Source organism: Escherichia sp. E4736, assembly GCF_005781225.1.
Classification (GTDB): domain Bacteria; phylum Pseudomonadota; class Gammaproteobacteria; order Enterobacterales; family Enterobacteriaceae; genus Escherichia.
The window spans coordinates 1-24,505 of the sequence record NZ_VATT01000026.1 but is presented as its reverse complement, the minus strand read 5'-3'; the positions used below and the strand labels follow the sequence as shown (position 1 = coordinate 24,505).

The 24,505-nt window shown below is 49.3% G+C and carries 12 protein-coding genes and 2 pseudogenes; 5 read left to right on the top strand and 9 right to left on the bottom strand.

Annotation, left to right across the window (positions count from 1 at the left end; genetic code table 11):
- Positions 1 to 159: 159 nt before the first annotated feature.
- Both ydcF and hrpA read right to left on the bottom strand, forming a co-directional pair.
- Positions 160 to 960, bottom strand: coding sequence for a DUF218 domain-containing protein YdcF (ydcF, locus tag FEK46_RS16575; protein WP_135559605.1), 801 nt, complete (start codon positions 958 to 960; stop codon positions 160 to 162).
- Positions 961 to 1,232: 272 nt separating this feature from the next.
- A complete protein-coding gene (gene hrpA, locus FEK46_RS16570) occupies positions 1,233 to 5,135 on the bottom strand; it encodes an ATP-dependent RNA helicase HrpA (protein ID WP_135559606.1) in 3,903 nt (1,300 codons plus the stop codon).
- A gap of 200 nt (positions 5,136 to 5,335) precedes the next feature.
- Here hrpA and azoR point away from each other — a divergent pair, with 200 nt between their 5' ends.
- A complete protein-coding gene (gene azoR / locus FEK46_RS16565) occupies positions 5,336 to 5,941 on the top strand; it encodes an FMN-dependent NADH-azoreductase (protein WP_097740873.1) in 606 nt (201 codons plus the stop codon).
- Positions 5,942 to 5,982: 41 nt separating this feature from the next.
- Here azoR and FEK46_RS23760 read toward each other — a convergent pair.
- The 6 genes and pseudogenes from FEK46_RS23760 to FEK46_RS16540 form a co-directional block, all read right to left on the bottom strand.
- Positions 5,983 to 6,063 (bottom strand): annotated as a pseudogene (locus FEK46_RS23760) (hypothetical protein); the annotation flags it as partial.
- Positions 6,064 to 6,924: a pyridoxine 4-dehydrogenase gene (pdxI, locus tag FEK46_RS16560; protein ID WP_135559607.1), complete on the bottom strand. Its 861-nt coding sequence runs from the start codon at positions 6,922 to 6,924 to the stop codon at positions 6,064 to 6,066.
- Positions 6,925 to 7,144: 220 nt separating this feature from the next.
- A pseudogene (locus tag FEK46_RS16555) lies at positions 7,145 to 13,629 on the bottom strand (autotransporter domain-containing protein).
- Between the two features lie 486 nt (positions 13,630 to 14,115).
- Positions 14,116 to 14,439: a YdbL family protein gene (locus FEK46_RS16550; protein ID WP_130260928.1), complete on the bottom strand. Its 324-nt coding sequence runs from the start codon at positions 14,437 to 14,439 to the stop codon at positions 14,116 to 14,118.
- 7 nt (positions 14,440 to 14,446) lie between these two features.
- The gene (locus FEK46_RS16545) at positions 14,447 to 14,632 is read right to left on the bottom strand and encodes a YnbE family lipoprotein (RefSeq protein ID WP_000706310.1); all 186 of its coding nucleotides are present in this window, start codon (positions 14,630 to 14,632) and stop codon (positions 14,447 to 14,449) included.
- Positions 14,629 to 17,268 carry a YdbH family protein gene (locus FEK46_RS16540; protein ID WP_135559608.1) on the bottom strand — a complete coding sequence of 880 codons (2,640 nt, stop codon included), beginning with the start codon at positions 17,266 to 17,268 and terminating at the stop codon, positions 14,629 to 14,631. Before FEK46_RS16540 ends, FEK46_RS16545 begins: the two co-directional genes overlap by 4 nt.
- A gap of 207 nt (positions 17,269 to 17,475) precedes the next feature.
- Between FEK46_RS16540 and ldhA the strand changes: the two genes are divergently transcribed.
- Entirely contained in the window at positions 17,476 to 18,465 is a 990-nt protein-coding gene (gene ldhA / locus FEK46_RS16535; RefSeq protein WP_135559609.1) for a D-lactate dehydrogenase, read from the top strand.
- Positions 18,466 to 18,606: 141 nt separating this feature from the next.
- Entirely contained in the window at positions 18,607 to 19,029 is a 423-nt protein-coding gene (hslJ, locus tag FEK46_RS16530) for a heat shock protein HslJ (RefSeq protein WP_135406520.1), read from the top strand.
- Here hslJ and FEK46_RS16525 read toward each other — a convergent pair.
- Positions 19,026 to 19,292 (bottom strand): DUF333 domain-containing protein, encoded by a 267-nt coding sequence (locus tag FEK46_RS16525; RefSeq protein WP_135559610.1) that lies wholly within the window; start codon positions 19,290 to 19,292, stop codon positions 19,026 to 19,028. The genes hslJ and FEK46_RS16525 overlap by 4 nt on opposite strands.
- Positions 19,293 to 19,564: 272 nt before the next feature.
- Between FEK46_RS16525 and nifJ the strand changes: the two genes are divergently transcribed.
- Positions 19,565 to 23,089 carry a pyruvate:ferredoxin (flavodoxin) oxidoreductase gene (nifJ, locus tag FEK46_RS16520; protein ID WP_135559611.1) on the top strand — a complete coding sequence of 1,175 codons (3,525 nt, stop codon included), beginning with the start codon at positions 19,565 to 19,567 and terminating at the stop codon, positions 23,087 to 23,089.
- 365 nt (positions 23,090 to 23,454) lie between these two features.
- Positions 23,455 to 24,505, top strand: a 1,051-nt coding sequence (gene ompC, locus FEK46_RS16515) for a porin OmpC (protein ID WP_138194704.1), incomplete at its 3' end; no start/stop codon positions are given.

The window sequence follows — 24,505 nt, the reverse complement described above, 5'->3', positions numbered from 1 at the left end:
ACGTTTACGGAATTCTTGCCCTAACATGATCCCGGTCATCTCAAAATTGGCGTTAGTGTTAGACATATATTCAAGCCTATCTCTTATCTGGAGATACAGCTACTGTCCGGTGTTTCTGGGGGCTACATCAGCAATCATTTGTTCACAAACGGGCAATTATTAGCGCAGTGAGCGACTCTCCATTGCCTCAATAAGCACAGCGTCATGCTGTAATAGCTGCCATGCCTGCGTAACTTCTGACGGAAAATCGACGTGAACGATAAAATCGCGTCCGCGCGGTCCATAGCCATCGCTGTCATCGCGCAAGCGTGGCAGCTCGCCAGTAAGTAGGGACAAATATCGCTCAACTGGCCATAGTCCTGTCAGCGGATTAGCAAACGTCACGCTGCCTGCATCATTTCCCAACTGTGGTACGAATCCCGGATAACTTAGCCAGCGAGGCGCATCAGGATTATCTCCGGTAATACGACGGAACGTCGCCATGGTTCGGCGTTGCATAGTGGGATCCTGGACGACAATCGTGGTATGGACTCGCTCTGCTAACTGATTCAATAATGCGATACTGAAACGGGCATTTTCTCCACAGTTAGTTGACTGGTCTTCAATCCAGATTTTTTCCTGCGGAATGTGCCAGAACTGATGAGCGATATCCGCCAGGATGGTAGCTTCTGCCCTGCCAGTGGTGCTGATAGTGTTGTAGTGCGGATGCTGTTCGATGGCGCTATACAAAAAAGTTGTCGAGTGACCTATACAACCGCTAATCAGTAAAGGAATTTGCTGATCTCTTGCAATCTTACAAGCGGCATCGATAGTGGGAATGACAGCATTGCCTGCAAGTATCACGCAATCGGCCTGATACGGAGCTTCACCGGAGAAATCATCCTGCGCCAGCCATCGACCGATAACGTTTATAGCATCAATGGTTGACGCTGAAAGTGTCGGAAACGGGTTAATATTCATGGTCCCTCCTTATCGTTCCCTTAAGAATACTGCGTGAGATAATAATGAGAAGCGGAGCACTCTGAAAGGAGGAAGCCGTATTTCCTTAACCACCTCTCCGCAAGCCTGACATATCTTTTACGGAAAAGCTGTAGATAAACATTATTCATCTTGCAGCAGAGAATTGTATTTTTCTGAATTCCCCAATTTTTGCCTTTACCGTTTTTAGAATTAATAAAAAACCCGGCGCTAAATGCTTACCGGGTTTTAGATTTATCAGGCAAATAGCAGAGTTAACCGCTAATCTGCTCCATCGCCTGCAAAATACGCTTATCTGAAATCGGATAAGGTGTCCCCAACTGTTGAGCGAAGTAACTAACGCGCAGCTCTTCTATCATCCAGCGGATCTCTTTCACGTCTTCATCCTCACGACGTGCAGGCGGCAGTTTGTTGATCCATTGCTGCCACGCCTGCTGGACGTTTTCGACTTTCAGCATCTGCACACGGTCGCGATGTGGATCAATCGCCAGTTTTTCCAGTCGTTTTTCAATCGCCCGCAAATATCGCAGCGTGTCGCCCAGCCGTTTGAAGCCGTTACCAGTAACAAAACCGCGATAAACCAGCCCGCCCATCTGCGCTTTGATATCCGACAGTCCCAGCGCCATCGTCATATCCACCCGACCTTTCAGGCGTTTGTTGATATTGAACACCGCAGTGAGGATTTGTTCGACCTGCTTCGCAATATCCACCACCGTGTCGTTCAGTTCAGCGCGCACTTTTTCATGCAGCGCAGCAAAGCCTTCTTCCGTCCAGACCGGTCCACCATTGGCGTCGATCAGTTGATCCACACCGCAGGAAATACAGTCGTCAATAAGCTCCAGCACTTTACCATACGGGTTAAAGTACAGCCCCAGCTTAGCTTTGTTTGGTAACTTCTCATGCAAATACTTGATCGGCGATGGAATATTCAGCAGCAGTAGACGGCGAAGACCGTTCCACATTGCCTGCTTTTGCTCCAGCGGGTTATCAAACAGTTTGATCGACACACTGTCGCGCTCATCCACCAGCGCCGGCCACGCTTTCACTTTGTAGTTGCCACGCTTCTGTTCGTAGCTTTCCGGCAGTTGCCCAAAACTCCAGATATGTAAGCCGCTCTGCTCGATACCGTCATCCGCCACCGCAGACAGCGTTTCCTGCACTTTGCCTTTCAGGGCATCTTTCAGATCTGGTAGCGAGCGTCCTTCTTTTAGCTTCTTGTTTTTGTCATCCACCACGCGGAAGGTGATTTTCAGGTGATCAGGCACCTGATCCCAGTGCCAGTCTTCGCGGTCAACGGTAACGCCGGTCATCCGCCGTAGCTCGCGTTCAAGGCTGTCGAGCAACGGTAACTCCAGCGGTGTGACGCGGCCTAAAAACGCTTCGGCGTAGTTTGGCGCGGGTACAAAATTACGGCGTACCGGTTTCGGCAACGATTTAATCAGAGCAATCACCAGTTCGCGGCGCAGACCGGGGATCTGCCACTCAAACCCACTCTCCTCAACCTGGTTAAGTAACGGCAGCGGAATATGTACGGTCACACCGTCAGCATCTGCGCCGGGCTCAAACTGATAGCTCAAACGCAGTTTGAGATTGCCCTGATGCCAGAAGTTCGGGTAATCCAGCTTGCTGATTTTTTCTGCCCCTTCTTTGATCAACATGCTCTTTTCAAAGTTGAGCAAATCAGGCGTTTCGCGGCTGACTTTTTTCCACCAGCTGTCGAAGTGGCGTGCAGAGATCACATCGTGGCTGATGCGCTGGTCGTAGAACTCAAACAACGTTTCGTCATCGACCAGAATATCGCGGCGACGTGATTTGTGTTCCAGCTCTTCCACTTCTGCCCGCAGTTTCAGGTTTTCGCGGAAGAAAGCGTGACGCGTCTGCCAGTCACCTTCCACCAGCGCATGGCGAATAAAGAGTTCACGACACAGCGCAGGATCAATCTGGCTGTAGTTAACATTACGCGCGGCGACAATCGGCAAGCCATAAACGGTGACTTTTTCCGTTGCCATCACCGCGCCCTGCGCCCGTTCCCAGTGCGGTTCACTGTAGGTGCGTTTAATCAAATGCTGAGCGACGGGTTCCACCCATTCCGGATCGATGCATGCCGCAATGCGCCCCCACAGACGGCTGGTTTCTACCAGTTCCGCCACCATCACCCATTTCGGCGGCTTTTTGAATAAACCGGAACCGGGGAAGATGGAAAAACGCGCGTTACGTGCGCCGGTATATTCTTGTTTATCGGCATCTTTCATGCCGATATGGGAAAGCAAACCAGTCAGTAAGGCGATGTGAATTTCGCGATACTCCGCCGGTTCGCTGTTCACCGGAATGCCGAGTTCTTTAACTACCTGGCGCAACTGGGTGTAGATATCCTGCCATTCGCGCACGCGCAGATAGTTGAGATAATCGGTACGACACAGGCGACGGAAGGCGTTTGAAGAAAGCGCCTTTTGCTGCTCGCCAAGATAATTCCACAGATTTACAAACGCGAGAAAGTCAGACTCTTTGTCGTGGAAGCGACGATGTTTTTCGTCCGATGCCTGCTGTTTGTCCATCGGACGTTCGCGCGGATCCTGAATGGAGAGCGCGGACGTGATAATCATCGCCTCACGCACGCAGCCATGTTTTTGCGCTTCCAGCACCATACGCGCCAGACGTGGGTCGACAGGCAACTGCGAGAGCTGGCGACCGAGCGGCGTCAGTTTATAGGCACTGGCCTGTTCATCCGTGGTGATCGCGCCCAGCTCTTCGAGCAGACGCACACCATCCTGAATATTGCGTTTATCTGGCGCTTCAACAAACGGGAACGCGGCGATATCGCCCAGCCCCAGCGCGGTCATCTGCAAAATAACCGATGCCAGGTTAGTACGCAGAATCTCCGGGTCGGTAAACTCCGGGCGCGAGAGGAAATCGTCTTCCGAATAGAGACGAATACAGATCCCTTCTGACACACGTCCGCAGCGGCCTTTACGCTGATTAGCTGAAGCCTGCGAAATTGGCTCAATCGGCAAACGCTGCACTTTAGTGCGATAGCTGTAACGGCTGATACGCGCCGTACCTGGATCGATAACGTACTTTATACCCGGTACGGTCAGCGAGGTTTCCGCGACGTTGGTCGCCAGCACAATGCGTCGCCCGCTGTGCGACTGGAACACGCGGTTCTGTTCGCTGTTCGAAAGCCGCGCATAAAGCGGCAAGATTTCGGTATGGCGTAAGTTCAGCTTGTTCAGCGCATCGGCGGTATCGCGAATTTCTCGCTCGCCGCTCATAAAGATCAGAATGTCGCCAGGGCTTTCCTGGCTCAGTTCATCTACGGCATCGAAAATAGCCTGCAACTGGTCGCGCTCGGTGTCATCGGCTTCTTCAACAATCGGGCGATAGCGCACTTCCACCGGATAGGTCCGACCGGAGACTTCAATAATCGGCGCATTATTAAAGTGGCGCGAAAAGCGTTCCGGGTCGATAGTCGCGGAAGTGATAATGATTTTTAGGTCAGGACGCCGCGGCAGCAACTCTTTCAAATAGCCGAGCAGAAAATCAATGTTCAGGCTACGTTCGTGCGCTTCGTCGATGATGATGGTGTCGTACTGCATCAACAGGCGATCTTGCTGGATTTCCGCCAGCAAGATACCGTCGGTCATCAGCTTGACCATCGTGTTATCACTTACGTGATCGCTGAAACGCACTTTGTAACCGATGCAACCGCCCGGCTCCGTTTTCAGCTCTTCCGCAATACGGTTCGCCACCGTTCTTGCCGCCAGGCGACGCGGCTGGGTATGGCCGATCAGCCCTTTAATCCCGCGCCCCAGCTCCATACAGATTTTCGGTAGCTGGGTCGTTTTACCGGAACCCGTTTCCCCGGCGACGATCACCACCTGGTGATCACGAATTGCTTCGAGAATGTCCTGTTTTTTCTGACTAACCGGCAAATTGTCCGGGTAAGTAATTTCCGGTCGTGCCGCTTCACGCAGCAGGACTTTCTCTGCCGCCTGGTCAATCTCTTTAGCCATCTCCTGGAAAATGGCCTGTTGTGCATCAGGATTTTTAACCTTCTTCACGCCGTGCAGACGGCGAGAAAAACGCAGTCCGTCACGCAGCATCAGCGAATCCAGCCGTTGCTGTAAGGCGTTAAAGGTCAATTTTTGTTGTTCTGTCATAACGTTAGCGGGCAGTAGGCTGCCTGATTAATTTTCTTTTAAATGATAGATATAGAGTACCACATCGCAGCTTTTTATGTGTTGTTCAATAAATTCGAACATAGACTTCGATATATTGCGCTATCTCTGTGGCAGGATTGTGAATAAAGTGTCAACAAGCAACGGGGCATCGCCCATTCAAACATCTATAAGGAAACACCATGAGCAAGGTATTAGTTCTTAAATCCAGCATCCTGGCAGGGTACTCTCAGTCTAATCAGTTGTCCGATTATTTTGTTGAACAGTGGCGTGAAAAGCATTCCGCTGATGAAATCACTGTTCGTGACCTGGCTGCAAATCCGATTCCGGTCCTGGATGGTGAACTGGTTGGCGCTCTGCGTCCGAGCGATGCGCCGCTGACTCCGCGTCAGCAGGAGGCTTTAGCGCTTTCCGATGATCTAATTGCCGAGCTGAAAGCCCACGACGTTATCGTTATTGCGGCACCGATGTACAACTTCAACATCTCGACTCAGTTGAAAAACTATTTTGACCTGGTTGCACGTGCAGGCGTTACTTTCCGCTATACCGAGAATGGTCCGGAAGGTCTGGTAACGGGTAAAAAAGCCATCGTTATTACCAGCCGCGGCGGTATCCATAAAGATGGACCAACTGACCTGGTGACGCCGTATCTGTCCACGTTCCTGGGCTTTATCGGCATTACTGATGTGAAATTTGTTTTCGCCGAAGGGATTGCCTACGGTCCGGAAATGGCAGCAAAAGCACAGTCTGACGCGAAAGCAGCCATTGACAGCATTGTTGCTGCATAACCGGACACGATCTTGATGTGGACTGTAGTTCAGTCCACATCTCAATCCGCTAACCTATTTTCCCACAATCTCAGCATCGCTTTGTGCTCTTCCTTCAGCACAATCTGCGAGCGTCTGATTCGTTATTCTCGCGAAATACCATCCAACGTAGACAACACTTCCTCAGAAAGATGCAATTTTTCAGCAGCCATATTCTCCCGTAAATGCGCGACGGAAGACGTCCCAGGGATAAGCAAAATATTCGGTGAACGCTGTAACAGCCATGCCAGCGCCACCTGCATCGGTGTCGCATTAAGGTTTGCTGCCACTTCCGAAAGCGTGGAGGATTGCAGCGGCGTGAAACCACCGAGCGGAAAGAACGGTACGTATGCAATGCCATCGCGGGCCAAAGCATCAATCATTGCGTCATCAGCACGGTTCGCGATGTTGTATTCGTTCTGTACACAGACGATTTCGGCAATCTTACGCGCCTCTGCAACCTGCGTCGGTGTGACGTTACTCAGACCAATATGTTTTACCAGCCCTTGTTGTTGCATCTCCGCCAGCACGGTCAGGCTGGCTTCAATCGATCCTTCCGCTGGGCCATGACCATCGCCAAACATAACGCGCAGGTTAACCACATCCAGTACGTCCAGGCCGAGATTACGTAGATTATCGTGCACCGCTTTTTGCAGCTCTGCCGGAGAAAAAGCGGGCAACCAGGAAGCATCCTCACCACGCCGCGCGCCAATTTTAGTGACAATTGTCAGGTCGTCAGAGTAAGGATAAAGCGCTTCACGGATAATCTGATTGGTGACATGCGGACCATAAAAATCACTGGTGTCAATGTGATTGACGCCCAATGCCAGTGCCTCACGCAGCACGGTTATAGCAACGTGGCGATCTTTCGGAGGGCCGAAAACGCCAGGCCCAGCCAGTTGCATTGCACCGTAACCAAGACGATTAACGGATTTTGTACCGAGAGTAAATGTGTTGCTGCTCATAACACCCTGCCCTGTAATAAAACGGAATACGAAAAATCAGTATAGAAATGAAAAACGAAAAAAAATGCGAAGACGTAAACAAGATTGCCGGATGTACTGCACATACCGGCGCAGGGAAAAGCAGCAAACCGTTGGCTGGATAAGACATGCCAGGCGTCGCATCTGGCAATAAAAAACCGCAACCTGAATCAGCGTTGCGGTTTTCTTCACGACCTAATCATTAGAACGTTTTCTTAAAGTTCAGCATTACGCCTTTATCGCTGATGCTGTCCTCTTTCCAGTGGTAAGCATCCAGATTCAGCGAACTTTCTTTACTGCTGTACTTCACGCCAACGCTTGCAAGATTGTTAATACCGCCGCCTTTCTGACCGTCATCAACATTAAAGTGCTGACTGCCTGCGCCGGCAAGGCTTGCAGTACGCTGGCTCTTCGCATAACTCAGGTTTGGCCCACCTTCCAGTGTCGCGTTCGCGCTCCAGCCGTCTTTGCCTGCGTAGTCCAGTTTCAACCCGACGATACTGTCTACTGCCGTTTCGCTGCCGCTGTTCATACTCAGGTTAAAGTCTCCGGCATTTCGCTCCTGATAGCCACCTTCCAGTGTGTGACGCAGTTTTACACCCGCATATGGTGTGAGCTTCAGCCCCTCGCTCGGCTCGAAGGTCTTCGCTCCTTCGCTACGGAACTCAAGGTACTGCTGTTTCACATCGGTATCTGCCGTTTTGCTCGTGTTGCTAAATGCAATTGAACGACTGCTGTCGAGGTTATGCACGTCATAACGCAATGCGTTATTCCAGCTCATGCCATTCTCGAAGGACATCTGATGTTTCAGGCCAAAGAACTGGCTGTAGCCGCCAGTCATCCCGTTATCACCCGCTTTCTGTGCACCATCGCCATCGAGACGAGCGATCCCGTACTCCAGACTCATCGTCTGGCTTTCACTCAGGTCAATGGTTTTACGCAATGCCAGCATGTCGTACTCGGTGTTGTTGCCCAACTCGGCACGCGGATCGCCTTTTGCGACTACATTGAACGCCAGACCGTTACCCACCTTCGGTGCCGCATCCGCCAGCATACTGAAGCGATTACTTAACACGCGCGCTTCACGGAACACTGTCGTGGCCTGGCTGCCGCTGATTTGCTTAAGTGCGCTATTCAATTCTGCCGTAGTACCAACGTTAAGGCTGGTGTACAGCTCGTTGTTGGTATAACTCGCATCCAGTGCTTTCGCGACGTCATTCACCGAAGCATCAGTTGCCACCTCGGTGTAGGCGTTTTTACTCATGGTGACGTCAACGTTGCCATTGACATCGGTGCTGCCTTTAGCGTTCCAGACAACTGAGGAGGAAGTAATATTCTCCACGCCGCTGATATTTTCACCTTTGAAAACATCATCAATCACTACGCTGGTATCAGCAGTACCGGCACTGAAGCCGGTATTGACCGTGACGTTGTCACTTATGACCAGATTATTGGCTCTCAACGTGCCGGAACTTCCGTCACTGTTGGTACCAATGGTGTAATTGGTGAGTTTTTGCTGGGTAACTGACTCAACAGGCGCAGCAGGTACATTGCCTTGTCCTGGTGTCGCAGAAGCATTCGGTACGGTGATATCAGTAGTACCATCATGATCATTTCTCGTCCCTGTTGTATTTGGTGCATAAATATCGCAACCAATATTACACAGCAGGTTGATAATACGGTTATTGACGATCGCTTTAGTGGAACCACCAAACGCCCATGAATTATCTGCGTAAAGATTAATAACGCCGTCTTTAGTGTTATTAATCGTCGTTGCAGAACCATTACCTTTAATGCCAATCAGGCCTTCACCGTTGCTTCCATCAGCTTTGCCCTGTTCAGTGCCACGTTAATCGTGCCACTGTTCACCAACTGGATTGTGTAACTGGTAGCTCCTCCACTAATGGCAACTGCACCATCACCCTGAATATTGATTGTTCCGGCATTTGCGAAATTATATCCACGGCCTAAATCAATCAATGGCGCAGTTGGATTAATACCATTAATAACGCCAGTTTCCGTATTCCAGATCCACTTACCATTACTATTTGAACCGGTATTAGCGGTTTTAATCGCGCTGTAACCATTAGTCGCGGTAATAGTACCGCGGTTAACCTGGGCAAGTGAATCACCAGTACGAGTCACATTAACGATAGCATTTTCCCCTCCTGCAATAGCATTGCCGCTATTTGTGAGCGTCGAACCTGCTTCATTATAAAGCAAGAAACTACCGTTTATTAAAGAGCTACCATCAGCAGTTACTGTCATATCACCAGTGTTAACAATATTTTGTTTATAACTAGTTCCATTAATAACACCGCTGAAAATACCTTCATTATAGAAGTTTATTCCACCATTCAACGTTAACATATCGGTTGTGATACTTCCCGAAGCACGGTTATAAATACTGGTACTAGAATTGATGGTGTCGGACTCCAGCACTCCTTTATTTTCCAATCCTTTTATGATATCCAACTTACCATTAACCGTCAGACTGGCATTTTCTTCATTGTACAACCAGTTTGATGCTTTTAAATCACCATTCAACGTTTCATTACCATTATTAACTAATGGCGCAGTAATGATAAATCCATCCTTAGTGGATGTCTTGGTAACTGATTCACCACTCTTGCTCAGCTCTCTTAATAGATCTTTGTTTTCTGTTGTAGCCCCCATATGTGGATCAGCTTCATCCATAGGAACACCAAACAGATTAATAGCACCATAATTAAGGATTGTACCTGTGCCATCGTTATAAAACGCCTGACCGGTATCAACATTAATATTAATAATACCTGTCTGGTCGTTGATAGCAGTACCATAGTTATAAACAGCCATCCCTACCAGGGTGTTTGCTGCCAGGTTTGCATCATAATGACTATTTTTCTCAAGATTAATCGTCCCCTGGTTTATGACGATATTGCTCGCACCATAAGCAGCCATCCCTGCACCGGCGTTATAGACGGTGATGACCCCGCCTTGCTGGTTGGTTGCAACTGCGTTTTCTTTTGGGTTACTACCTGTATCGGTACCCACAGCCATACCTACGCCAAAATCTCTAGCGTCAGCGGAGCCAATGTTATTATTCAACGTAGTTGTGTCGTTTACATCAACCCACAACGAATCCAGACTGATTTTCCCCGCATTATCTGCAGTGGAATTATCAATGGCCAGCATACCGATCGTGCCGCGTCCATACAAATCAATAATTCCGTCTACAGTATTGACCACTGAGCCATTGATGAACGACTCCATCCCTGTAGTGCCAGATGCTCTATTATAGAACGCAGCTGGGGTTGTACTTCCAAGGTCAGAATAGATATTCATCACACTCTGTTGCTGCATTATTTTTGCGGTAATTGTCCCATTATTTGTTGCATTACCATCTTGTGTCGCAAAGAATCCAGCACCAGCAGTTTGTACTTGCCCATAAAAATATTGTTCCAATGTAATGGAACCATTGTTAATACCGGTAGAGTCAGCGTTTGATACTGTTGCAAATCCAATGTTTCTTAGTGCTATGTCACCATTATTTATTGCACTCGCTCCTGAATTAACACCTATGAGTCTTGATTCTGGCGTGTTGTAATGATCATAAGAAGTAATATCACCCATACTTAGTGTGGCACCAACATCGACCTCAAGTATAGCTTTATTATTTAACTGAATGATACTTTCATAACCTAATGGAAAATCACCACTTATTGTTGAATCCCCTTTAAGATGAACAGTGGATTGACCATCAACACTAATGACCTGAACATCGCCATATCCCTTGCGCTGCGCAGCTATGGCAGAACCATCGGTTAATTGATTAGCCTCACCTACCAGATGAATGCCACTATTTAAATTAATTATATTGTCATCACCTGTCACTACCAAGCCAGAGATATTCTCCTGACCACCATCATATTTTAAATATGACTGGGTAGTCGTTTCACTATCGGCAACAACTGTCAATTTACCATCGACATTTGTATTGTTATTATTGCCTTTAATACTAATGCCAGTAGAAGTATCGTAAAATTTTTCAGCACCATTATCCGCTAACTGATCTTTATCAACCTTGATGTTGCCAGTGATATCAACGTTATTACCATCACCATTAACATTAACCCCAGTGGCCGACTGCCCGGTTACATTCAGATCGGTCGTAGCCAACGTTAATTTGTTGTCGTCACCATTGAGCACAAGCCCCATGGAGAAATCACCAATCTGCATATCGCCAGCCACTGAGACATCCCCATTATTAGTAGTGATGCTAAACCCGGTAGCTGAATTCGTAACATCAACCTTGCCGGTATTCGAAAAGGTCGCGTTCTCACCTTCGATCTGAATACCGATCGAACCCTCATCTGTAACGGTTATGGTGCCCTTGTTATTCACCGTCGCACTGTCACCGGTGATATCCATTCCATGAGCCCCGCCACTTACATTCAGATCACCGTTCTGATTGACTGTCGCATTATTTCCAGCGATTTCTGTGCCGGTGGAGTCCTTGCCGTCAATGGTGGTTTTGCCGTTGTTGTTGGCGGTAGCATCGTCACCGTTAATCTGTGTGCCGGTGCCGCCGTTGGTGATAGTGCTGTCGCCTTCGTTATTGACAACCGCCTTGTCGCCGTCGATCTGAATACCGATGGACTCCGGATCGGTGACGGTCATGGTGCCCTTGTTATCCACCGTCGCGCTGTCGCCGGTGATATCAATCCCGTGACCGCCGCCGCTGACGTCCAGATCGCCGTCCTGAATAACGGTGCCGTTATTGCCGTTGATTTCCGTGCCAGTGGCATCTTTGCCATCAACGGTGGTTTTGCCGCCGTTATTCGCCGTGGCGTCGTCACCGTTAATCTGTGTGCCGGTGCCTCCGTTGGTGATGGTGCTGTCGCCTTCGTTGTTAACAACCGCCTGGTCGCCGTCGTTCTGAATGCCGATGGACTCCGGATCGGTCACGGTCATGGTGCCGTTATTGTCCACCGTCGCGCTGTCGCCGGTGATATCAATCCCGTGACCACCGCCGCTGACATCCAGATCGCCGTCCTGAATAACGGTGCCGCTATTACCGTTGATTTCCGTGCCAGTGGCATCTTTGCCATCAACGGTGGTTTTGCCGCTGTTACTCGCCGTGGCGTCGTCACCGTTAATTTGTGTGCCGGTGCCGCCGTTGCTGATGGTGCTGTCACCTTCGTTATTAACAACCGCCTGGTCGCCGTCGATCTGAATGCCGATGGACTCCGGATCGGTCACGGTCATGGTCATGGTGCCGTTATTGTCCACCGTCGCGCTGTCGCCGGTGATATCAATCCCGTGACCACCGCCGCTGACGTCCAGATCGCCGTCCTGAATAACTTTTCCGTTATTGCCGTTGATTTCCGTGCCGGTGGAGTCTTTACCGTCAACGGTGGTTTTGCCGCTGTTATTCGCCGTGGCGTCGTCACCGTTAATTTGCGTACCGGTGCCGCCGTTGCTGATGGTGCTGTCGCCTTCGTTATTAACAACCGCCTGGTCGCCGTCGATCTGAATGCCGATGGACTCCGGATCGGTCACGGTCATGGTGCCGTTATTGTCCACCGTCGCGCTGTCGCCGGTGATATCAATTCCGTGACCACCGCCGCTGACGTCCAGATCGCCGTCCTGAATAACTTTTCCGTTATTGCCGTTGATTTCCGTGCCGGTGGAGTCTTTACCGTCAACGGTGGTTTTGCCGCTGTTATTCGCAGTGGCGTCGTCACCGTTAATTTGCGTACCGGTGCCGCCGTTGCTGATGGAGCTGTCGCCATCGTTATTAACAACCGCCTGGTCGCCGTCGATCTGAATGCCGATAGATTCCGGGTCAGTGACGGTCATGGTGCCGGTATTGTCCACCGTCGCGCTGTCGCCGGTGATATCAATCCCGTGACCACCGCCGCTGACATCCAGATCGCCGTCCTGAATAACTTTCCCGTTATTACCGTTGATTTCCGTGCCGGTAGAGTCTTTACCGTCAACGGTGGTTTTGCCGTTGTTATTTACTGTGGCATTATCACCCGTAATTATGAGTTCACCATTGTGATTATATTGCCACGTTATTGCGCCATCTGGGCTCACCCCTTCAAGGGCTACGGTATTATTTGCTTCATCAATCTGCCAAAGATTAATCGTTGCCTTACGCCCATTGCTATCTTGCAGAGAAATAGTCCCGTCAGCATTTTCGCTGTAAGTAAAAACGGTATCGCGAATCGTTAACGTTTTTGCTGTTTTATCGAAGATAACGTCATTATTGAACGAAATGGGTTTGGGGGGCGTAGGGGGATCATCTTGACCATCGTCCGGGATTATATCATCTCCGCCAGGCGTTGGGGGCACTGGCGTATCGCCTGAATCATCATCGGGTGGTGTCGGCGGTACAGGGGCATTGTTGCGATGATGATGATTACCATCATCGTTTAGTTCGACGACCGCCAGTGCTGTGATTAACGCAAAGGCACCAGAGGCAACCCACGGCATAAGGTTTTGTTGTACTTGTGGAGAACATTCGGGAGGGATTTGTTTTAACGCTTCCGGAGTCAGCTTGTCAGGGTCTGCCGGACAAGTCACATTGGTATTTTTCTTTTCGCCTGTGGCCGTTTCTGTCTCTGTAATATCAGCCGCCCAACCCTGACCACTCAGAGCTAATGCAATACAGGCTGATAATAGGGTTTTCCTTTGCATAATAAATCCTTCTGACAAATATAAAGAATGCCAGGATTTATAAAAATTGTTGAAATCAACAACCTTTACAAATACCTGACCATGAAACATTCAAAAAACATATGCAAGGCATTCTATATTGCTATTTGAACATTATTCAATCTATTTTGTCAGTATCGACTAATTATAGTTTCAATGAATATTTAAATCATAAAAAGATAATTTTTATATATAATTAAAAACCATCTCAATGATGATAAAGATCTCGATATTAAATTCACAAAAAGAATATTATAAGCTTTCAATATTGATTGAGATGATTTATTTAATGGGAAGCAATTCACTATAGTTGCGAACGCATCTCCTTTAAGACATTCATCTTTTTCTCAGGAATGTCGGTGTAATCGATGTTCTCCTTTGCAGCGACACAGTGCACTATGCTCTTGTGAACTAATACCCTATTTTTCACCGACTACTACCAAATGGTGTTTGAACTACCGTTGTATGTTATTTCCGTATCCACATACCATTTATGCCCTGCACGTATTCACCTGGTTTTGCCTTTTCCACCAGCTTCGTCCCTGCCAGATTCGCCACTTCCTCCAATGGGATATTATGGCTTTCAGCGAGCTTCTGATAACTCTCTTTCCGTGCTTGGTTGATATTTGCTACCAGCTCGCGTGTTTCCGGATCAGTGCTTATAGCCGCAAGGTAGCCATTATGCCTTTCACCTACCCGCCCCTGACTTCTGGCTTCATTCAGGGTTAATGCCATCGCACTACTGCTCACCAGGCCAATAATCCATACCGCTATGAGTAATGTTCTTTTCATCATTACCTCAAAAAAGATCGCTACGGGTTTTGAGCAAATCTTCAACGTCTTTGTCCGCCTTGATAATGATCTCATGCTCAATTTTAACGTTCATATTAATGGTGATTGGCTCTTTCGGTGCAGCCACTTCAATGCGCGGCGTACAGCCAACCAACATAAAAGAGGACGCGAACGCGGCTATCACTATTTTCATTGTTTTTCCTCACACTCTTTTCCTGATGGGCAGCCAGTTTCCGGGAGTCGGGCATTCTGTTCCAGCCATGCCTGGAGATTATCGCCAAAGCGTAAACTGCGCCACAGCGTGAAAATATTCTCTTCATGGCTGTAATTGAGATTTACCGTACCGGTTTTACCATCGACGCGACTATTACCACTGATCGTCGCCTGCATGGTTAACACGCCGAGATTATCTAAATTAATTTTTGTCGATGAACGGCTAATTTCCATATAGCGCAACCAGTTGATGGCAGTTCCTGCGGTCATATTGTCTTTTGCCACTGCATCGGCGGTGTCTTTATTCAGGCGCAAAGTCATGGGACCTGCGTTTGCCAGCCAGCCATCTTTCACAATCCATTTTTCATTGTTAAGCCATAGCGGCAATGCACCACTAAATGCCCCTGACATCGCGAATTGCTTCGGATTGACGGCGCTAACCAGTTCACTGGAAGAGAGATTATTCAGTCGCAACAGCGCCGGATCGTGTTGCGGCATACGTAATTGTTTCATCAGCACGTTACCGCCCAAAACATCAACACTCACATCGGTCAGTAACAAGGGTTCGTCTTCGGTCCACGGATAACGGCCCTGAAGATCGGCAGTGATATTTTTTGCCGTCACCAGATTAACCACCTCAGCAATACGTAATGACACAGGCCGCCGCGTTCCCAGGTGCCACGCGCCGTCGGCAAAACGAAATGGCAAAACAAAGTCGACACCGTTGACCTGGTTGTCTGGCATCCACGCGCTGCCACCTTTCAACACGCCATGCCCACCCGCACGGAAGCCCTGCTCAGGCGCAGCAGAAAATGCCACCTGGGCATACAACTCGCCATCGCGTAAATTCATCTTCCAGTCTGGTGGCACCAGCGGCTGGAATACGGTCAGTGATTGTTTAGGCCACCAGGCGTTGCCGCGCAGGCGAATACCGTCCCAGCGACCATTCACCCGTACCGGACCAATCTCACCAGCATGTAAATCCCCTTTGAAGAGGAAATACGTCGGATCGCGCCCATCGACACTAAATTTTAATGTTGATGGCGGTAACACACTACCGCCCGTGAAAAGTGTTTGTCCTGCATCCAGCGAAAGCGCGCCACTAAAAGACGGATTCTGGGCGTCGCGCACCCAGACAACGGGTTTATCAAGAATTAAGCGCGGTGTTTCCACTGTCATCGTGCCATATTGCAACTGATCGAACCCGGTTGAGAGATCGGTCAGCGTAATCGTGCTGTCCTGCCACTCACCTTTTCCTGCAACATCCCAGGTGGCGTGCATTGGGGTAAAACTGCCCTTGCCCCAGTAACGCCACTGCCAGCGGCCAGCGTCAGGAAGAAAATCATTCGCCAGTCCATCCATATGCAGCACAAAGTCGCCCAATTCATTTTCATGAGCCTGCAAAATGGCCTGCAAGCGCCCGTCAACGCCACGTTGAGTGACTTTAACACCTGCTAACGGCCAGCGGATTTCGTCAATGTCCAGCGAATCAATGACTCTCCCTTTAGAGCGTAATAATGCGCCCGGTTCAAAGGCCAGCGTTGGGTCAGCCAGACTTCCGCTTAAGTGAGCAGGTAAGCGTGCATATAAAATGAGATCTGCCTGCTTCGCTTCACCGGTCAGTTGCAGCGGCATCTGACTGTTATCCATGCTTAATTTTCCTGGGCCGAAATTAAGCACAGCGTTACCCTTACCCGCTTGCCCCTGGGTCAGCACACTCAGTCGACCACTCACCAACGCGTTCTCAAGGCCTGCCTGCCAGTTGTCGACTTTGATACCCAGCCGCCCACTCAGGGGAAAACCTTCATACGGCCAGCTCCAGCGACCATCGCTAACGGTCAACTGTTGACGGGTAATTTCCCACGGCAAATCGAGCAACGGATCGCCGTTATCTCGAGCCATTACAATCAATTGCCCACTATTTTCCTGCCACTCCAGCTCGGCATCCACCAGTGACGGTTCCTGCGGCAGGTTCAACGTTGCTGTAGCATGACCACTTACCGGAAGCCCATCCGGCACAAGCGGCATGGTAAATTCCCCCACCAGTTTTACTGGCGGCTGATTTGCAAAGGCGGCAACATCTAGTTCACTGACCGTGAGTTGCTGCCCTTTAAGTTGGCCTTGAAATTTAACTTTTTCGCCCTGATAACGCAGTTGCTGGATATCGGAGGTCAACGATAGAGAGAGTTTTCCCTGCCATTCCTGCCAGGGTGAAAAAATCAGTTTATCAATATTGATCCAGGTGTTAGGCAGCATGGATTGCCACTGCGCAAGAGTTTTCGGTGCGGCTGGCGAGGGTTCTTCCTGTGGTAATTTCGCCAGGCAAGTGGAGTCAAGTTCTACTGTACCGACGTTCAATAACCAGCGACTGGGGTGCGAAAGGCTGGCATCGGTGATATGTGCCAACTGGCAATCCGCCACCAAATAACGGAGATCGGGAATAATTAAACCTTTACGCGTAATGCGTGGGCTTTCATCCAATGCAATGCGTGTACCGAGCGGTAGCCAGATACCCGCCAGCGTGGGAACCCACAGCCCGAGCGTCATCAGCAGCGTCAACGGCACAAGAATAATCAGTAATAGCAGCGCGAGAACGGCTTTATATTTACCCAACATGGGTAGTTAATATCCTGATTTAGCGAAAAATTAAGCAGTCAATACAGGTATTGTGGCATGTTTAACCGTTCAGTTGAAGGTTGCGCCTACACTAAGCATAGATGTTCCTGGAATTTTCAATATCGCCATAACTTTCAATTAAATTTTAAATTTTGTAAAATATTTTTAGTAGCTTAAATGTGATTCAACATCACTGGAGAAAGTCTTATGAAACTTGCCGTATATAGCACAAAACAGTACGACAAAAAGTACCTGCAACAGGTGAACGAGTCCTTTGGCTTTGAGCTGGAATTTTTTGACTTTCTGCTGACGGAAAAAACGGCAAAAACCGCCAACGGTTGCGAAGCAGTATGTATTTTCGTAAACGACGACGGCAGCCGTCCGGTGCTGGAGGAGCTGAAAAAGCACGGCGTTAAGTATATCGCCCTGCGCTGTGCCGGTTTCAATAACGTCGACCTCGACGCGGCAAAAGAGCTGGGGTTCAAAGTGGTGCGTGTCCCGGCTTACGATCCGGAAGCCGTCGCTGAACATGCGATTGGTATGATGATGACGCTGAACCGTCGTATTCACCGCGCGTATCAGCGTACCCGTGACGCCAACTTCTCTCTGGAGGGGCTTACTGGTTTTACCATGTACGGTAAAACGGCGGGGGTGATTGGTACCGGTAAAATCGGTGTAGCAATGCTGCGCATTCTGAAAGGTTTTGGTATGCGCCTGTTGGCATTCGATCCGTATCCAAGTGCAGCAGCGCTGGAACTCGGCGTGGAATATGTCGATCTGCCGACCTTATTCTCTGAATCAGACGTTATCTCCCTGCACTGCCCGCTGACGCCGGAGAACTACCACCTGCTGAATGAGGCGGCGTTCGATCAGATGAAAAATGGCGTAATGATCATCAACACCAGCCGTGGTGCGCTGATTGATTCACAAGCCGCGATTGAAGCACTGAAAAACCAGAAAATTGGCTCGCTGGGAATGGACGTGTATGAGAATGAACGCGATCTGTTCTTTGAAGATAAATCCAACGATGTGATTCAGGATGATGTTTTCCGTCGTCTGTCAGCCTGCCATAACGTACTGTTCACCGGACACCAGGCGTTCCTGACGGCAGAAGCCCTGACCAGTATTTCCCAGACAACGCTGCAAAACTTGAGCAATCTGGAAAAAGGCGAAACCTGCCCGAACGAACTGGTTTAATTTTGCGGCTCCCCTGCAAGTCAGGGGAGCTTATTCAGATAATCCCCAAAGATCTTTCATCCACTATCCTTAAAATACGTTTGAAGGACGGATAAGGCGCGTCGCGTTGCATCCGGCATATACCTTAAGTTGAGAACCTCAATGAAGAAAGTTGCCGCGCTAGTCGCGCTAAGCCTGCTGATGGCGGGATGTGTAAGTAATGACAAAATTGCTGTAACGCCAGAACAGTTACAGCATCACCGTTTCGTACTGGAAAGTGTAAATGGTCAACCTGTTGCCAGCGAGAAAAACCCGCCAGAAATCAGCTTTGGTGAAAAGATGATGATTTCTGGCAACATGTGCAACCGCTTTAGCGGCGAAGGTAAACTTTCGGACGGAGAACTAAAAGTTAAAGGACTGGCAATGACTCGTATGATGTGTGCCAATCCACAGCTTAACGAACTCGATAACACCATCCACGAAATGCTGAAAGAAGGTGCGCAAGTGGATCTGACTGCGAATCAGTTAACGCTGGCGACCGCAAAACAGACATTAACGTATAAGCTGGCGGATTTAATGAATTAATAATTGCCACAACTTCCGGCGGCAAGCGACTGTTCGCTACAGCGTTTGCCGTTGGGCAATGCACACATCCCGATCGCTGTACCATCCAGTTGACGGGCAACGGAAAGCGAACCGCCAATCATCGCACAATTTGCCTCTCCGCTACTCGACATTGACGCTTTTAAACCTGGGGCCACATGCGCCGCGGTCGCCTGCTGAACAGGTTCACTACTACACGCCGACAACAATAAAACAGCAGCCCCTACGCACAACATTCTTCGCATCTTTACTTCCTCAAATCTTTAAGTCCAACGACACCGCCGTAATAATAGGCAGCTCAGGCGGCTACGTCGAGAACTGTATTGTGAATTGCAACGTATTGTTACTATTTTGTGGCTATTTTTTTGTACCGGATTTGATCAAAACATTCATTACGCTGATATAGAGAACACAAAAGCGAAAATGCAGCAGAAAGCCATTTGCTAAAATTAAAAGATTACTACTGGGCGCGCAGCTTTTTCGTGCGCCCCTCATTTGCGCAATGTAAGGGTGTCGTATGATCACAATTGACGGAAATGGCGCGGTAGCTTCGGTGGCATTTCGCACCAGTGAAGTTATCGCCATTTACCCTATTACCCCGAGTTCCACGATGGCTGAACAGGCTGATGCCTGGGCCGGAAACGGCCTGAAGAACGTATGGGGAGATACACCTCGTGTGGTTGAAATGCAGTCAGAAGCTGGCGCTATCGCAACTGTGCATGGTGCTTTGCAAACAGGCGCTCTTTCGACATCATTTACATCGTCGCAAGGTTTACTGCTGATGATCCCGACGCTGTATAAACTGGCAGGTGAGCTGACGCCGTTTGTACTGCATGTGGCAGCGCGTACTGTGGCCACTCATGCGCTCTCTATTTTTGGCGATCATTCAGATGTGATGGCGGTGCGCCAGACTGGCTGCGCCATGTTGTGTGCAGCAAACGTGCAGGAAGCCCAAGACTTTGCTCTCATTTCACACATCGCAACGCTGAAAAGCCGCGTGCCATTTATTCATTTCTTTGATGGTTTCCGCACTTCCCACGAAATCAACAAAATTGTCCCACTGGCCGACGACACTATTCTTGAGCTAATGCCCCAGGCAGAAATTGATGCTCATCGCATTCGCGCACTTAACCCGGAACATCCGGTAATCCGCGGTACGTCGGCTAATCCGGACACTTACTTCCAGTCACGTGAGGCCACTAACCCGTGGTACAACGCGGTCTATGACCATGTTGAACAGGCGATGGCTGATTTCGCTGCCGCGACAGGTCGCCAGTATCAGCCGTTTGAGTATTATGGTCATCCGCAAGCGGAACGGGTAATTATCCTGATGGGGTCGGCCATTGGCACCTGTGAAGAAGTCGTGGACGAATTGCTGACCCGTGGCGAAAAAGTGGGCGTACTAAAAGTGCGACTTTACCGCCCTTTCTCCGCCAGACACTTACTGCAAGCATTGCCGAACTCTGTACGTACTGTGGCGGTGCTGGATCGCACCAAAGAGCCTGGTGCGCAGGCAGAACCCCTGTATCTGGATGTAATGACGGCGCTGGCTGAAGCCTTTAATAATGGCGAGCGCGAAACACTGCCACGCGTCATTGGCGGGCGCTATGGTCTTTCATCCAAAGAATTTGGCCCAGACTGTGTACTGGCGGTATTCGCCGAACTCAACGCAGCTAAACCGAAAGCGCGCTTTACGGTTGGTATTTACGATGATGTGACTAATCTGTCACTGCCGTTGCCGGAAAACACCCTGCCAAATTCGGCGAAACTGGAAGCACTCTTTTACGGGCTGGGTAGCGACGGCAGCGTTTCCGCAACTAAAAACAATATCAAAATTATCGGTAACTCCACGCCGTGGTATGCCCAGGGCTATTTTGTTTACGACTCTAAAAAAGCGGGTGGCCTGACAGTTTCCCATCTGCGCGTAAGCGAGCAGCCCATCCGTTCCGCGTATTTGATTTCGCAAGCTGATTTTGTTGGCTGCCACCAGTTGCAGTTTATCGACAAATATCAAATGGCCGAGCGTTTAAAACCTGGTGGCATTTTCCTGCTTAACACACCGTACAGCGCCGATGAAGTGTGGTCGCGGCTGCCGCAAGAAGTTCAGGCTGTGTTGAATCAGAAAAAAGCGCGTTTCTATGTGATTAACGCGGCGAAAATTGCCCGCGAATGTGGGCTGGCAGCACGCATTAACACCGTCATGCAGATGGCTTTCTTCCACCTGACGCAAATTCTGCCTGGCGACAGCGCCCTGGCCGAACTTCAGGGCGCCATTGCCAAAAGTTACAGCAGCAAAGGCCAGGATCTGGTGGAACGCAACTGGCAAGCTCTGGCGCTGGCGCGCGAGTCCGTTGAAGAAGTACCACTGCAACCGGTAAATCCGCAAAGTGCCAACCGTCCACCAGTGGTATCTGATGCCGCACCTGATTTTGTCAAAACGGTTACTGCTGCGATGCTCGCCGGACTTGGCGACGCCCTCCCCGTTTCGGCGCTGCCGCCAGACGGCACCTGGCCGATGGGCACTACTCGCTGGGAAAAACGCAACATTGCCGAAGAGATCCCTATCTGGAAAGAGGAACTCTGTACTCAATGTAACCACTGCGTCGCGGCTTGCCCACACTCCGCCATTCGCGCGAAAGTCGTACCGCCCGAAGCGATGGAAAACGCTCCGACCAGCCTGCATTCACTGGATGTGAAATCTCGTGATATGCGCGGGCAGAAATATGTGTTGCAGGTCGCACCGGAAGACTGCACCGGTTGTAACCTGTGCGTAGAAGTTTGCCCGGCGAAAGACCGACAAAATCCAGAGATCAAAGCCATCAATATGATGTCGCGTCTGGAACATGTGGAAGAAGAGAAAATCAATTACGACTTCTTCCTGAATTTACCAGAAATCGACCGCAGCAAACTGGAACGTATTGATATTCGTACTTCGCAGTTGATCACTCCGCTGTTTGAATATTCTGGCGCTTGCTCCGGTTGTGGTGAGACGCCGTATATCAAATTGCTCACTCAGCTCTATGGCGATCGGATGTTGATTGCCAACGCTACTGGTTGTTCTTCAATTTATGGCGGCAACCTGCCCTCCACGCCATATATCACTGATGCCAACGGTCGTGGACCGGCATGGGCGAACTCGCTATTTGAAGATAATGCCGAATTCGGCCTTGGTTTCCGCCTGACAGTCGATCAACACCGTGTCCGCGTGCTGCGTCTGCTGGATCAATTTGCTGATAAAATCCCTGCTGAGTTACTGACTGCGTTGAAATCAGACGCCACGCCAGACGTTCGTCGCGAACAAGTCGCTGCTCTGCGCCAGCAACTCAAAGATGTGGCTGAAGCGCATGAACTGCTGCGTGACGCAGATGCACTGGTGGAGAAATCAATCTGGCTGATTGGTGGTGACGGCTGGGCTTACGACATCGGCTTTGGCGGTCTGGATCATGTGTTGAGTCTGACGGAAAACGTCAACATCCTGGTGCTGGATACGCAATGCTATTCCAATACCGGTGGTCAGGCATCGAAAGCCACCCCGCTTGGCGCGGTAACTAAGTTTGGTGAACATGGCAAACGCAAAGCACGCAAAGATCTTGGTGTTAGCATGATGATGTACGGTCATGTTTATGTCGCGCAGATTTCTCTTGGCGCACAACTCAACCAGACGGTGAAAGCGATACAGGAAGCAGAAGCGTATCCGGGGCCATCGCTGATTATTGCTTACAGCCCATGTGAAGAGCACGGTTATGACCTGGCATTAAGTCACGACCAGATGCGTCAACTCACCGCAACTGGCTTCTGGCCGCTGTATCGCTTTGACCCGCGTCGAACCGATGAAGGTAAACTGCCGCTGGCGCTGGATTCCCGCCCGCCTTCAGAAGCTCTGGAAGAAACGCTTCTTCATGAGCAACGTTTCCGCCGTCTGAACACGCAACAGCCGGAAGTGGCCGAACAGTTATGGAAAGATGCCGCCGCTGATTTGCAAAAACGTTATGACTTCCTGGCACAAATGGCCGGAAAGGTGGAAAAAAATAGCACCGAGTAACCTTTCTGGATAACTATTATCCAATTCAAAAAAAAGCCCGAACGAAAGTTCGGGCTTGTCTTTTTATTCGTTGGAAAAACATTAGTAATGCAATGGCCCAACCGAAAATAAAATCTGTGACAATAAAGGCATATAACCCGCGCAGAATAACCCATGCTTTATTAAATGTATAATTTTTATTTTGCATGATTCCCCAAAAACACATTCATCAAACTTATTACTATTTCCAAAGAATTATTTGATTAAGGTTTTACTTAAGGCGTAACAAATGATATTTATCTGCTAACTGAACTTCTCCTTTAGGATGTTTTCATTCCCCAAACAGGGGAAATTAAGGCAAATAAAATAACTAAAGGATTTATTCAATGAAAAGCAAAGTACTGGCGCTCTTAATCCCTGCCCTGCTCGCCGCAGGTGCTGCACATGCAGCAGAAATTTATAATAAAGACGGCAATAAATTAGACCTGTACGGCAAAGTCGATGGCCTGCATTATTTTTCTGATAATGCGAATAGTGATGGCGATCAAACTTATGTACGTTTTGGTTTTAAAGGCGAAACTCAAATTACCGATCAACTGGTCGGTTATGGTCAATGGGAATATAACGTTCAGGCTAATGGCTCTGAAAATGATAAAGGCGACTCCTGGACTCGTCTGGCATTTGCCGGTCTGAAATTTGGTGACTTCGGTTCATTTGACTATGGCCGTAATTATGGTGTGATGTACGACATCGAAGGCTGGACAGATATGCTGCCTGAATTCGGTGGCGACTCTTATACCAAAGCCGATAACTATATGACCGGTCGTGCAAACGGCGTCGCTACCTACCGTAACACCGATTTCTTCGGTCTGGTTGATGGCCTGAACTTTGCTGTGCAGTATCAGGGAGCGAACGAAAACCAGGTTAGTCATGAGCAAGAAGGTACGGCAAACGGCGGCAGTCGTAATATTAAGAATGCCAATGGCGACGGTTTCGGTATCTCCTCTACCTACGACTTAGGTATGGGGGTGAGCATTGGTGCTGCGTATACCAGTTCTGATCGTACCAACCAACAGGCTGAATTCTCTACTGCAAAAGGCGATAAGGCTGACGCATGGACGGCAGGGGCAAAATACGATGCTAACAATATCTACCTTGCAACCATGTACTCTGAAACCCGTAACATGACGCCTTACGGCAATTCAGCAAATACGATTGCCAACAAAACCCAGAACTTTGAAGTTACTGCCCAGTATCAGTTTGATTTTGGCCTGCGTCCGGCTGTCTCCTTCCTGATGTCTAAAGGCAACGATTTAGTCGGTACTGATGGCGATAAAGATCTGGTTAAATACGCCGACGTTGGCGCAACATATTATTTCAACAAAAACATGTCCACCTATGTTGATTATAAAATCAATGATCTTGACCCGCTATCTC

What these genes read in the sequence shown, in the direction of transcription:
- ydcF (WP_135559605.1), bottom strand. Translation starts at nt 960, where the DNA reads ATGAATATTAACCCGTTTCCGACACTTTCAGCGTCAACCATTGATGCT.
- hrpA (WP_135559606.1), bottom strand. Translation starts at nt 5,135, where the DNA reads ATGACAGAACAACAAAAATTGACCTTTAACGCCTTACAGCAACGGCTG.
- azoR (WP_097740873.1), top strand. Translation starts at nt 5,336, where the DNA reads ATGAGCAAGGTATTAGTTCTTAAATCCAGCATCCTGGCAGGGTACTCT.
- pdxI (WP_135559607.1), bottom strand. Translation starts at nt 6,924, where the DNA reads ATGAGCAGCAACACATTTACTCTCGGTACAAAATCCGTTAATCGTCTT.
- FEK46_RS16550 (WP_130260928.1), bottom strand. Translation starts at nt 14,439, where the DNA reads ATGAAAAGAACATTACTCATAGCGGTATGGATTATTGGCCTGGTGAGC.
- FEK46_RS16545 (WP_000706310.1), bottom strand. Translation starts at nt 14,632, where the DNA reads ATGAAAATAGTGATAGCCGCGTTCGCGTCCTCTTTTATGTTGGTTGGC.
- FEK46_RS16540 (WP_135559608.1), bottom strand. Translation starts at nt 17,268, where the DNA reads ATGTTGGGTAAATATAAAGCCGTTCTCGCGCTGCTATTACTGATTATT.
- ldhA (WP_135559609.1), top strand. Translation starts at nt 17,476, where the DNA reads ATGAAACTTGCCGTATATAGCACAAAACAGTACGACAAAAAGTACCTG.
- hslJ (WP_135406520.1), top strand. Translation starts at nt 18,607, where the DNA reads ATGAAGAAAGTTGCCGCGCTAGTCGCGCTAAGCCTGCTGATGGCGGGA.
- FEK46_RS16525 (WP_135559610.1), bottom strand. Translation starts at nt 19,292, where the DNA reads ATGCGAAGAATGTTGTGCGTAGGGGCTGCTGTTTTATTGTTGTCGGCG.
- nifJ (WP_135559611.1), top strand. Translation starts at nt 19,565, where the DNA reads ATGATCACAATTGACGGAAATGGCGCGGTAGCTTCGGTGGCATTTCGC.